This window comes from Bradyrhizobium sp. MI1.11 (assembly GCF_055811255.1).
The window spans coordinates 1-12344 of record NZ_JBVVPM010000085.1 but is presented as its reverse complement, the minus strand read 5'-3'; the positions used below and the strand labels follow the sequence as shown (position 1 = coordinate 12344).

General features: G+C 65.2%; 8 protein-coding genes. 1 reads left to right on the top strand and 7 read right to left on the bottom strand.

The features are described from left to right. Positions 1 to 104: 104 nt before the first annotated feature. From AC0L30_RS39890 to ltnD, 7 genes are all read right to left on the bottom strand, one after another. Complete coding sequence (locus tag AC0L30_RS39890) at positions 105 to 1307, bottom strand: efflux RND transporter periplasmic adaptor subunit (protein ID WP_007593718.1); 1203 nt, start codon at positions 1305 to 1307, stop codon at positions 105 to 107. Next, positions 1294 to 4473 carry an efflux RND transporter permease subunit gene (locus tag AC0L30_RS39885; protein ID WP_007593719.1) on the bottom strand — a complete coding sequence of 1060 codons (3180 nt, stop codon included), beginning with the start codon at positions 4471 to 4473 and terminating at the stop codon, positions 1294 to 1296. Before AC0L30_RS39885 ends, AC0L30_RS39890 begins: the two co-directional genes overlap by 14 nt. 165 nt (positions 4474 to 4638) lie before the next feature. Continuing rightward, the gene (locus AC0L30_RS39880) at positions 4639 to 6333 is read right to left on the bottom strand and encodes a methyl-accepting chemotaxis protein (protein ID WP_473406551.1); all 1695 of its coding nucleotides are present in this window, start codon (positions 6331 to 6333) and stop codon (positions 4639 to 4641) included. Between the two features lie 270 nt (positions 6334 to 6603). Beyond that, positions 6604 to 8295 (bottom strand): methyl-accepting chemotaxis protein, encoded by a 1692-nt coding sequence (locus AC0L30_RS39875; protein WP_007593721.1) that lies wholly within the window; start codon positions 8293 to 8295, stop codon positions 6604 to 6606. 168 nt (positions 8296 to 8463) lie between these two features. After that, complete coding sequence (gene otnK, locus AC0L30_RS39870) at positions 8464 to 9753, bottom strand: 3-oxo-tetronate kinase (protein WP_007593722.1); 1290 nt, start codon at positions 9751 to 9753, stop codon at positions 8464 to 8466. Beyond that, positions 9750 to 10532 (bottom strand): 2-oxo-tetronate isomerase, encoded by a 783-nt coding sequence (gene otnI / locus AC0L30_RS39865; RefSeq protein WP_007593723.1) that lies wholly within the window; start codon positions 10530 to 10532, stop codon positions 9750 to 9752. Before otnI ends, otnK begins: the two co-directional genes overlap by 4 nt. A gap of 14 nt (positions 10533 to 10546) precedes the next feature. Further along, a complete protein-coding gene (gene ltnD, locus AC0L30_RS39860) occupies positions 10547 to 11464 on the bottom strand; it encodes an L-threonate dehydrogenase (protein ID WP_007593728.1) in 918 nt (305 codons plus the stop codon). A gap of 103 nt (positions 11465 to 11567) precedes the next feature. On the opposite strand from ltnD, the gene otnC reads away from it, so the two are divergent. Beyond that, positions 11568 to 12236: a 3-oxo-tetronate 4-phosphate decarboxylase gene (gene otnC / locus AC0L30_RS39855; RefSeq protein WP_007593729.1), complete on the top strand. Its 669-nt coding sequence runs from the start codon at positions 11568 to 11570 to the stop codon at positions 12234 to 12236. Positions 12237 to 12344 lie beyond the last annotated feature (108 nt).

The following is a 12344-nucleotide window of genomic DNA, read 5'->3' as shown; positions in this document are numbered from 1 at the left end:
GGGGGGGGCGTGGGGGGGGTCCCCACCCTTAACCCCCCGGTTTTGGTCACCGCTCAACCCCAGGGGGGGGTAACCGCTCCGAAACCCCACCCTACAAACTCACCCTACCCCTTCGGCGCCTGCTTCTCGGACGCCGTCGCCGGCTTGCCCTTGGCACCGGCGCCGGTCACACGGACCTGGTCGCCGTCGGACAGGCCGTCCGGTGGTGCCGTGATGACGCGGTCATCGGCTGCAATGCCCGAGGCGAGCTCGATCTCGCGGCCGAGGTCGCGGGCGATGGTCACGGCCTTGAACAGGACCTTGTCGTCCGGACCGACGGTTGCGACGCGCAGGCCGCTGCCGTTGAAGATCAGCGCACTGGCGGGAATGCTGAGCGGCGCGGAGTCGCGCTGCAGGTTGAGCTTCACGCTGGCGTAGCCGCCGGGCATCAGCTCGCCCGAGGAATTGTCGAGACCAAGTTGCATGCGCGTCGTGCCGGAGGCGACGTCAACCGCCTGCGAGGAGGCTTCCACCGTCGCCTGGAAGGTCCGGTTCGGATACTCCGGCAGCACAATGGCGGCCTTGGCGCCGATCTTGATCGCGGGCACGTAGTTCTGGGGCACGTTGATGTAGACGCGCAGCTTGGTGATGTCGGAGACCACGAACATCGCCGGGCCCGAGCCGCCGCCTGAATTGATCAGCGCACCGACGTCGGTGTCGCGCGCCGTGACCACACCGTCAAACGGAGCGGTGATCTTCTTGTAACCGGCCAGCGCTTCGAGGCGCTCGACATTGGCCTGGCCCGAGCGAACCGCCGCGTTCTTGTTGGAGAGATCGGCGGTACGCTCGTCGATCTCCTGCGCGGAGACGAAGTTGGAGGCGACCAGCGTCTTGCGGCGGTTGAGGGTGGCTTCCGACAGCCTGGCACTGGACTGCTGGCTGGCGAGGTCGGCGCGGGCCTGAAGCAGTTGCTGGTCGAGGTCGGGCGCCTCGATCTCGGCGATCACCTGACCGGCCTTCACCCGCGCACCGATGTCGGCGCTCCAGCTCTTGAGATAGCCGGGAACGCGGGCAAAGATCGGCGCGCGATAATAGGCTTCGAGACGGCCCGGCAAGTCGATGGTCGTATTGAGAGCCTTGGCATTAGGCAGCGTCACCGCGACGCTCGGAACAGCCTGATCATCGGTCCATGCCTTCAGTTTGGAGCCCTGCTCCTCGCGCGCGCGGATGCCGGTGCCCACGACCAGGCCTGCCGCGATCAGCGCCACCACGCCGAAAATGCCCAGTTTCCGGTGCGACACCGGGGAGCGGGATTCAGTGGGCGACATGCGGAGTCTCCAAAGGGGCGGCGGCTTTGCCGCCTTGCTTCTTGTGTACCATACTGAACACCACGGGAACGAACATCAGCGTGGCGAAGGTTGCAAAGATCAGGCCGCCGATCACGGCGCGGCCGAGCGGCGCATTCTGCTCGCCACCCTCGCCGAGCCCCAGGGCCATGGGCGCCATGCCGATGATCATGGCGAGCGCGGTCATCAGCACCGGGCGGAACCGGACGAAGCCGGCTTCCAGCGCCGCGGCGATGGGATCGCCGAGCTCTTCGTAGCGCTCGCGCGCGAACGAGATCACGAGCACGCTGTTGGCGGTGGCAACGCCCATGCACATGATGGCGCCGGTCAGCGCCGGCACCGACAGCGTCGTCTCAGTGGCGAACAGCATCCAGACGATGCCGGCGAGCGCGGCCGGCAGCGCCGTGATGATCACGAAGGGATCGGACCAGGACTGGAAGTTCACGACGATCAGGAAATAGATCAGGACGACCGCGCCGAGCAGGCCGAACAACAAGCCGGTGAAGGCGCTGTTCATGGTCTGCACCTGGCCGAGCAGCACGACGGAAGAGCCTTTCGGCACCTCCCTGGCGGTGTCGGCGATCACCTGGCGGATGTCGGTCGCGACCGCACCGAGATCGCGGCCCGAGGTGGTGGCGAAGATCTGCACCATCGACTGGATGTCGTATTGCGAGACCACCGCGCTCGAGGTCGAGCGCTTGATGTCGGCGATGCCGCCGAGGATCGGCGACTGCGAATTTCCGGCAGCCGTGATCGGCAGCGTCTGCAGCGCGCTGAGCGAATCCATCTGGTATTGCGGCGTCTGCATCACGATCGAATAGGACACGCCGTTATCCGGGTTGAGGTAGTAGGTGGGCGCCACCTGCGAGGAGCCGGCAAGGTTGACCACGAGACTGTTGGTGACGTCGCGCTCGGTCAGGCCGACATATTGCGCGCGGGTGCGGTCGACGTCGATGTTGAAGGTCGGATTGTTCGGCGATTGCTGGATGCGCGCATCCGCGACGCCGGGAATCCTGCGGACCTTGGCCAGCAGATTGTTGGCATACGCGAAGTTGGCGCTGAGATTGGCGCCGCGGATCTGCAGGTCGATCGGCGCCGGCGCGCCGAAGTTCAGGATCTGGCTGACGATGTCGGCCGGCAGGAAGGCGAAGCTGACGCCGGGGAACAGCCGCGGCAGTTGCTCACGCAGCACGCGCACATGCTCCTCGGTCGGCTTGTGGCCTTCCTTCAGCTTGATCTGGATGTCGCCATCCTGCGGGCCGATCACGCCGGTGTTGTTGTAGGTCATGTTGATGCCGGAGATCGGCATGCCGATGTTGTCGGTCAGCGTTTCGATCTCGCCCGGGATCAGCTTGCGGATCGCCTTCTGCACGTCGGCGAGCTGGTTCGCGGTCTCCTCCACGCGGGTGCCGACCTGGGTGCGGACGTGCATCAGGATGTTGCCGGCATCGACCGCGGGGAAGAAGTTGCGCCCGAGGAAGGGCACCAGCGCGAAGGAGGCGGCGACCACGCAAAGGAAGCCGATCACGAACACCGGACGGTGCGCCAGCGCGAGCCCGAGGAAATTATGGTAGCCGCCGCGAATGCGCTCGAAGCGAGCCTCGAAGCCGCGCTGGAACCAGACCAGGGGATTGCGCGACTTCGGCGGGCCGTCCTCGTGATGGACATGTGCCTGCAACAGATAGTTGGCCATGGTCGGCACCAAGGTACGCGACAGCAGGAATGACCAGATCATCGCGAACATCACCGCTTCCGCCATCGGCACGAACAGGAAGCGCGCCACGCCGGTGAGGAAGAACATCGGCACGAACACGATGCAGATGCAGAGCAGCGAGACGAAGGCCGGCGTCACGATCTGGTTGGCGCCGTCGAGGATCGACTGCTCGACCGGCTTGCCCTGCTCCAGATGGTAGTTGATGTTCTCGATCGTGACGGTGGCATCGTCGACGAGAATGCCGACCGCGAGCGCCAGGCCGCCGAGCGTCATGATGTTCAGCGTCTCGCCGATCGCCGACAGCATGATGATGGCGCCGAGCACGGAGAGCGGGATCGAGACCGCGATGATGACGGTCGAGCGCCAGCTGCCGAGGAACAGCAGGATCATGACGCTGGTGAGCAGCGCCGCGATCACGCCTTCAAACGCGACGCCTTCGATGGCGCCGCGGACGAACACCGACTGATCGCCGATGAAGCCGATCTTGAGCGCGTCCGGCAGCTGGTCCTTGACGTCGATCACCTTCTGCTTGATGCCGGCGATGATGTCGAGCGTCGAGGTCGCGCCCGCCTTCAGCACCATCATCAGCACCGAGCGGTTGCCGTCGACATGGACGATGTTGGTCTGCGGCGGGTTGCCGTCCCGCACAGTCGCGACGTCGCGCACATAGACCATCGCGCCGTTGACGGTCTTGATGGGCAGATTGCCGAGCTCGTCGATCTTCAGGGGCGAATTGTTGAGCTGGATGTTGTACTCGAAGGTGCCGATCTTCTGGGTGCCGACAGGCGTGATCAGGTTCTGCGCAGCCAGCGCATTGGCGACGTCCTGGCCGGACAGGCCGCGGGCCTGGAGCGCGGTGGGGTCGAGGTCGATCTGGATCTGGCGCTGCTTGCCGCCGAAGGGATACGGGATCGCAGCACCCGGCACGGTGACCAGCGGCGTGCGGAGCTGGTTGATGCCGATATCGGCGAGGTTCTGCTCGGTCAGCCCGTCACCCGACAGCGCCACCTGGACGATCGGCACGGTGGAGGCGGAGTAATTCAGGATCAGAGGCGGCGTCGCGCCCGGCGGCATCTGCTTGATCAGCGTCTGCGAGATCGCGGTGACCTGCGCATTGGCGGTGCGGATGTCGACGTTCGGCTGGAAGAAGATCTTGATGATGCCAAAGCCGTTATAGGAATTGGCGGTGATGTGCTCGATGTCGTTGACCGTCGTGGTCAGCGCGCGCTGAAACGGCGTGGTGATGCGGCCCGACATCTGGTCGGGCGGCAGGCCGGTGTACTGCCAGACCACGCCGATCACGGGAATGCGGATGTCCGGGAAGATGTCGGTCGGCGTCCGCAGCGCCGCCAGCGGTCCGATGATCAGGAGCAGGAGCGCGAGCACGACAAACGTGTAGGGCCGGCTCAGGGCAATACGGACCAGAGCAATCATTCGCCGGGAAATTCCAGGTCAAGCGAGGATACGGAATCCGCCCCCACGGGGATCCTCTTTACCCTTTACCCGAGCACCGCCGGAAACGCTAATCTCCGGCGGGTTTCCTGCATTCAATTCCCTGCTACCGCACTGCAGAACACGCACTGCGGCCATGCGGCCGCCTCATGCGGCGCGGACCGACCCGAGGAACTTGCCCACTTCGAGCTTCAGCCGGTTGGAATCGCGCGAGAGCATCTGTGCCGCCGACAGTACCTGTGAGGAGGCCGACCCGGTTTCGGTGGCGCCGCGCTCGACCTCGGCGACGTTCGAGGACACCTGCTGCGTGCCCTCCGCCGCGTGCTGCACGTTGCGAGCGATCTCCCGGGTGGCTGCGCCCTGCTCTTCCACGGCGGCCGCGATCGCCGAGGAAATCTCGGACAATTGCGCGATCGTGCCGCTGATCTGACCAATCGCGCCGACCGAGTCCTGCGTTGCCGTCTGAATGCCGCCAACCTGCTGGCCAATCTCGCCGGTTGCCTTTGCCGTCTGCTCGGCGAGTGCCTTGACCTCGGAGGCAACGACCGCGAAGCCGCGACCGGCTTCGCCGGCGCGCGCGGCCTCGATTGTGGCATTGAGCGCCAGAAGATTGGTCTGACCGGCGATCGCGTTGATGAGTTCTACCACATCGCCGATGCGTGACGCGGCGCGCGACAGCTCGCTGACGCGTTCGGTGGTGATCTGCGCCTGGCTGACGGCCTCGCCTGCGATCCGCGCCGAGTCCTGAACCTGGCGGCTGATCTCGCGAACCGAAGCCGCCATCTCCTCCGCGGCAGAGGCGACAGAATCCACGTTGGCTGAGGCTTCTTCGGAGCCTGCCGCGACCACGGTAGCGAGCTCCATCGCGCGACCCGCCGTGGTGGACAGCGTCGAAGCAGACGCTTCCAACTCGGTCGCGGCTGACGAGACCGTTTCCACGATCTCGCCGATAGCGGCCTCGAAGGCGTCCGCGAGCTTTGCCATCTCGGCCTTGCGCTGCGCCTCTGAGCGCAGCTGCACGGCCTGGACCTCGCCGCGGCTGAAACGGATGATGGTCTGCACCGTCTGCAGGTTGCGTAGCGCCTCGCCAATCTCGTCGTCGCGCTGGATCACGATGCGATTGTCCAGCTTGTCCTGGACGAGGTTGACCAAGGTGTCGTTGAGCTGCTGCATTGGCCCCTGGACGGCGCGCATGGTCGTAAGGCCGGCGAAGCCGAGGACGGCAGCGCCGGCGGCGGCCAGCAGCGCCAGGCTCAGGCTGGTCGTGCCGCCGGTCGAGAGCGCGCCGCCGATGCCAAGCCCAAGCACGAACAGCAGCTGCAGCGCCATCGTGGTGACCAGGCGCGCCTTCAGCGTTCTGGTGAAGATCGCAAAATGGTCGAGCAGCGAGCGGCGGCGGATGATGCCGGCATCGACGCGATAACCATGCGGCTTCTTCTCGCGGATCGCGGCGTAGACCTCTTCGGCCAGCTTGCGCTGGTCGGCCGGCAATCTGGTGCGGATCGACGTAAAGCCCGTGACCTGCCCGTTCTCGCGAATGGGCGATGCCGTCGCCAGCACCCAGTAGAAATCGCCGTTCTTGCGGCGGTTCTTCACCGCGCCGAGCCACGGCTTGCCGGCCTTCAGCGTGTCCCAGAGATTGTCGAATACCTCCGGCGGCATGTCGGGGTGACGGACGATGTTGTGCGGCTGGCCCATCAGCTCCGCGGACGTGAAGCCGGCTGCAGCAAGGAAGTCGTCGTTGAAGTAGGTGAGCTTGCCCTTGAGGTCAGTCCGGGAGACGATCAGCGTCTCATCGCTGACGGAATATTCGACCTCGGTGACGGGTAAATTCTTGCGCATGCGAGCCCCAAAAGTTGGATGAAATAAGCGGCGATTCCAATCAGGGCTGCTACCGGCGGTCCTTGTGACCATTCTCGTAAGCCGAATTTAACTATCGATGAAGAAGGCACCCGTCCATCTTCCGCGGAACCCCATGATGGTACCTGCTACCGACATCAGGCTACCGGCGCTCAAAAAAAGAGCGGCGCTTGAGGCGCCGCTCGTTCGTCAATGGATGTTGACGCGGGAGTTTACACCTCGCGCGTCCGTCGTTACGCCGCGCGGACGTAGCTACGCCGCGCGAACGTTGGTCAGGAACTTGCTGACCTCGGTCTTGAGCCGGCCCGAGTCGTTGGACAGCATCTGTGCCGCCGACAGAACCTGCGAGGAGGCCGTGCCGGTCTCGGTTGCGCCGCGCTGCACGTCGGTGATGTTGGATGAGACCTGCTGGGTGCCCTGCGCCGCCTGCTGGACGTTGCGGGCGATCTCCTGGGTCGCGGCGCCCTGCTCTTCCACGGCCGCCGCGATCGCCGAGGAAATCTCCGACAGACGCTCGATGGTCGACGAGATCTCCTTGATGGCGCCGACCGAGTCGTTGGTCGCCGCCTGGATGCCGGAGATCTGCTGGCCGATTTCACCGGTCGCCTTCGCGGTCTGCTCGGCGAGCGCCTTCACCTCGGAGGCCACGACCGCAAAGCCGCGGCCGGCTTCGCCGGCGCGTGCGGCTTCGATGGTCGCGTTGAGCGCCAACAAATTGGTCTGGCCGGCGATGGTGTTGATGAGCTCGACGACGTCGCCGATGCGCGAGGCCGCCTTGGAGAGCTCGCTGACGCGCTCGGTGGTGGAGCGCGCCTGGCCGACGGCGTCGCCCGCCATTCGCGCCGATTCCTGGACCTGGCGGCTGATCTCGCTCACCGACGAGGCCATCTCCTCGGTCGCCGAAGCGACCGACTGCACGTTGGTCGAGGCTTCCTCCGACGCTCCGGCAACGGTGGTCGCCAGCCGCTGGGAGCGGTCGGCGGTCGAGGTCAGCGTCGAGGCGGAGGCCTCTAACTGAGTCGAGGCCGACGACACGGTCTGGACAATCTCGCCGATCATCGTCTCGAATTCGCGGGTGATGTTGTCGACGCGGCGGCCGCGCTCGATCTTGGCTTCGGCATCGGCGGCGGCAGCCTCGTCGGCGGCCTTCTTGGCGATCAGCGCTTCCTTGAAGATCTGGAGCACATCGGCCATGGCGCCGATCTCGGTCTTCTCACCGCGATGAGGAACTTCGGCGGAAAGCTCGCCCTTGCCCAGCGCCTGCATCGGCTCGATGATCGAGTTGATGCCGCTGGAGACGTCCCGGACCAGGTAGAAGCCGACGCCGACCCCGACGACGACGGCCGCGCCGAGGATGATCGAGACCAGCATGAAGGCATAATTGTAGCTATCCGCAGCGTCCTGCGCGGCCTGGTCTCCGCCCTTGGTATTGAGCTCGATGTCCTTGGTCAGGATCGCGTCCGCCTCGAGACCGATCTTGTTGACCGTCTTGGTGTTCAGCTCCTGGGCCTCATGCGGGACCTTGCCGGCCTCCTTGCGCGAGAGCGCCATGACGTCTTCGGTGCCCTTCTTATAGTCGTCCCAGAGCTTGGCCCAATCGTTGTAGAGCTTCCGTTCTTCGGGCGAGGTGATCATCGGCTCGTAGGCCTTGCGGGCCTTGGCGAGCGCCTCGATCACCGTGGCGCCCGTCTTCTCGTTGGCGAGCTTGTCTTCAAGGGTTTCCGACAGCATGTGCTGACGAACCACGTTGCGGTAGGTGATGACTGATGCCCGGAGCTCGCCCAGCACCCGCACGCTGGGCATCCAGCTCGTGGTGATCTCGGTGGTATTGGCGTTCATCGACCGCATCTTCATGACGGCGAGCAGGCCCATGCCGGCCATCGCGACCAGCAGGAACGCCACGACACTGATGATCTTGGCGCGAATGGAAATGGTGGCGAGCATAATCGGGTCTCTTTGTGCTGGCGCGGCGGCGCGTCCGGAATTTTACGAATCAACCAAAAGGAGCAGTACCGAAATCAAACACCAGAGCACCTGAGCAGATGTTAATAACGACTCCGCACGAGTACCGAGCCTGAAACAAATGAACAGGCAGCTAAGAATGCCCTGCGCTCAGCGCATGAGCCCAAGCGCGTCGGAGAAAAACTCCGGGCCGCCGAAATTGCCGGACTTCAAGGCAAGCAACATGTCGCCTTTTTCAGCACCGACCGCGCGCAGCACCGGGACGCCCGCCGCGATCTCTACTCCCACGAGAAATCCGGGAATCTTCAACCGGTCGACCACGGCGCCGGATGTCTCCCCGCCGGCGACGACCAGGCGCTTCACCCCGCCCAGCACCAGACCCTCGGCGATATCGGCCATCGCCTGCTCGATGGCGTGACCGGCCGCGTCGCGACCATGGCGCGCCTGGAGCGCGGCGACCTGATCCGGCGTCGAGCTCGATGCGATCAGGACCGGACCGTCGGCCAGTCGCGGTTTCGCCCAGGCCAGCGCGCGCTGCGCCTCGTCCTCGCCCGTAGTAATACGGCCCGGATCGAGATGCAGCACCGGCATGACACGCTCGGCATTGGCAATCTGCTGAAGCGTCGCCTGCGAGCAGCTTCCGGCAAGGCACGCCGCCGGTCCGCCGACGGCAGCCCTCGCCTCGCTGCTCGCCGCTGTCGATGTGACCTTGCCTGTCGACACCAGCGCCCGCGCCAGCCCAAGGCCCATGCCGGAGGCGCCGACCGACAGCCGATGCTGGACAGCGACGAGGCCGATGGTCTCAAGGTCGCGGTCGAACACGGCGTCGATGATCGCCGCGCCAATGCCCTTGCCCGCAAGTTCGGCGAGCCGCGTCCGCACGGCATCCGCGCCGCGCGTGACGGTGGCGAGGTCGACGAGGCCGATTTGCGTTTTGCTCTGGCGCGCCAGGATGCGCACCAGGTTGGAATCGTGCATCGGGTTGAGCGGATGGTCCTTCAGCGGGCTCTCGTTCAACGGCACGGCGCCGACAAACAGATTGCCCTGGTAGACGGTGCGGCCAGTCTCCGGGAAGGCCGGCGTCACCAGCACGGTCGCCTCGCCGCAATCGGCGCGCAGCGCATCCATCACCGGGCCGATATTGCCGGCATCGGTGGAATCGAAGGTCGAGCAGATCTTGAACAGCACGTGGCCGGCGCCACGGCCGCGCAGCCATTTGTCAGCCGCGCGCGAGCGCGACACGGCAAGGCCGGCCTCGATCGAACGGCTCTTCAAGGACACCACGACGGCGTCGACCTCGGGCAGCGCGAGATCGTCCGCGGGCACGCCGATGGTCTGCACGGTGCGCAGGCCGGCGCGTGTCAGCGTGTTGGCGAGGTCGGAGGCGCCGGTGTAGTCGTCGGCGATGCAGCCAAGAGATATTTTCGCTGCAAGTGTCACGGCTTCACTCCCGCATAAGGCCTGAACCAGGCAAGGCCGTCGGTGGTCTTGCCGCGGGGATTATATTCGCAGCCGACGAAGCCGGCATAGCCGAGCCGGTCGAGTTCGTCGAACAGGAACGGATAGTTCAGCTCCTCGCCATCAGGCTCGTTGCGCGAGGGGATGCTGGCGATCTGGATGTGGCCGATCACCGGCATCATCTCGCGCAGCCGCATCGTGACGTCGCCATGGATGATCTGGCAGTGATAAATGTCGAACTGCAGTTTTAGGTTCGGAAGCCGCAGCTCCTGGATCAGGTCGCGCGCGAAGCCGAAATCGTTGAGGAAATAGCCGGGCACGTTGCGCGCATTGATCGGCTCGAGCACGATGTCGATGCTGTGCGGCGCAAAGAACTCGGCGGCCCACGCCACCGATTTGTAGAACGCCTCGATCGCGACGCGCTCGCCACGGTTGGCGATGCCTGCCATCAAATGCAGCCGCTTGACGCCGGTCGCCTTGGCGTAGGGCAGCGCGGTCTCCAAGCTCGCCTTGAGCTCGGGGAATCGCGACGGGAGCGCCGCAAAGCCCTTCTCGCCGGCATTCCAGTCGCCCGGCGGCAGGTTGAACAGCGCCTGGGTCAAGCCGTTGCGCTTGAGCCGCTCGCCGACGGCTTCGGCCGGATGCTCATAGGGAAAGAGAAACTCGACGGCGGTGAAGCCGGCTGCCGCAGCGGCATCGAAGCGGTCGAGGAACGGCACCTCGGTGAACATCATCGAGAGATTGGCGGCAAAACGGGGCATGGGAATCCTCTTGTCTATTTGTCGCCGGGCAGCTTGACGCCGGTGACCTGCGCATACATCCGCGCTACCGACGCATCATCGTCGCGGCCCATGCCGGCGGCTGATGTCATCAAGAACATCTGGAGCGCTGCGGCGGAGACCGGGACCGGGAATCTGGCACTGCGCGCCATGTCCTGGATAATGCCGAGGTCCTTGACGAAGATCTCGACCGCACTGCGCGGCGTGTAATCGCCGTCGAGCACGTGCGGCATGCGGTTCTCGAACATCCAGGAGTTTCCGGCGGACGCCGTGATCACCTCATAGACCTTGCGGATATCGAGACCCTGCTTGGCCGCGAACGCGATCGCCTCGCTGGCGGCGGCGATATGAACGCCGGCGAGCAACTGGTTGATCATCTTGAAGGCGGCGCCCTGGCCTGCGGCATCCCCGAGCTCGTAGAGCTTTGCGGCCATGGCATCGAGCGCGGGCCGCGCCTTCTCAAACGCAGCCGGACTGCCGGAAGCGAGAATTGTCAGCTCGCCCTGCGCTGCGCGCTGCGCCCCGCCGGAGATCGGCGCATCCAGATAGTGCCGGCCGGTCGCCTCCAACTGCTTGGCGAGACGCCGCGCCACGTCGGGATCCATGGTCGCCGACGACAGGAAGACGCTGTCCTTGGCCATGGTTTCGGCGACGCCATCCTTGCCGAACAGGATCGTCTCGGTCTGCGCCGCATTGACGACGACGCTGACGACGATGTCGGCGCCCTTGGCAGCTTCAGCCGGCGTCTTGGCGCCGGCGCCGCCCTCCGTCACGAAACGCGCGACCGCATCGGCCGAGACGTCGCAGCCGGTGACGACATGACCGGCGCGCTTCAGCGAGGTCGCCATGCCAAACCCCATCGAGCCGAGCCCGATGACGGCGATGCGCTGATTCTGTGACGTGGAGGCGGACATACAACTGATCCTTGCGACGTTTCCCGGAGGGCCGCCCTTTGCGGCAGCTTGGCAACGGAATAACACGGCTTGGCCGCGCTGCCAAAGCGTGAGACAAACGGACATGACGGCCATGAGCAACGAGACATTGCTGCGCGAAGACATTTGCCGCTTCGGACGGTCCCTGTTCGAACGTGGGCTGACGCCCGGCTCCTCCGGCAATATCAGCGTCAGGCTGGATGGCGGCGGCTGGCTGGTGACGCCGACCAATGCCTCGCTCGGCTTCCTCGATCCCGCAAAATTGTCGCGGCTGGACGATCAGGGCCGACTGGTTTCGGGCGATGCGCCGACCAAGGAAGTTCCGCTGCACAATGCGCTCTACGCCACGCGCGGGAGCGCAAGGGCGATCGTGCACCTGCATTCCACCCATTCGGTCGCGCTGTCGATGCTCCCGGAGATCGACCCGCGCGCCGCGCTGCCGCCGATGACGGCCTATTATCTGATGAAATGCGGCGCCACCGCGCTCGTGCCCTATTACCGCCCCGGCGATCCCGCGGTCGCCGATGCGATCAGAGGGCTGGCGGGGAAATACTCATCCGTGCTGCTCGCCAATCACGGCCCGGTCGTCGCGGGCGACACGCTGGAGGCAGCCGTGTTCGCGACGGAGGAGCTGGAGGAGACGGCGAAGCTGTATCTGATGCTGCGCGGGATGAACCCGCGGTATTTGTCGCCGGAGCAGGTGAACGATCTGGGGAAGGTGTTTGGGCTGATGCTGCCGGAGCACGGGCATTAGGCTCGGCTCTAACCTCGTCATTTGGGGGGCCCCCCCCCCAAAAACAGAGGTTTAGGGGGGGGGGTGTTTGTTTTTGATGGTGGGCCGGGCAAAGAGGGGGGGCCGGAC

Coding starts and splice junctions, on each gene's coding strand:
- AC0L30_RS39890 (WP_007593718.1), bottom strand. CDS start 1,307: ATGTCGCCCACTGAATCCCGCTCCCCGGTGTCGCACCGGAAACTGGGC.
- AC0L30_RS39885 (WP_007593719.1), bottom strand. CDS start 4,473: ATGATTGCTCTGGTCCGTATTGCCCTGAGCCGGCCCTACACGTTTGTC.
- AC0L30_RS39880 (WP_473406551.1), bottom strand. CDS start 6,333: ATGCGCAAGAATTTACCCGTCACCGAGGTCGAATATTCCGTCAGCGAT.
- AC0L30_RS39875 (WP_007593721.1), bottom strand. CDS start 8,295: ATGCTCGCCACCATTTCCATTCGCGCCAAGATCATCAGTGTCGTGGCG.
- otnI (WP_007593723.1), bottom strand. CDS start 10,532: ATGCCCCGTTTTGCCGCCAATCTCTCGATGATGTTCACCGAGGTGCCG.
- ltnD (WP_007593728.1), bottom strand. CDS start 11,464: ATGTCCGCCTCCACGTCACAGAATCAGCGCATCGCCGTCATCGGGCTC.
- otnC (WP_007593729.1), top strand. CDS start 11,568: ATGACGGCCATGAGCAACGAGACATTGCTGCGCGAAGACATTTGCCGC.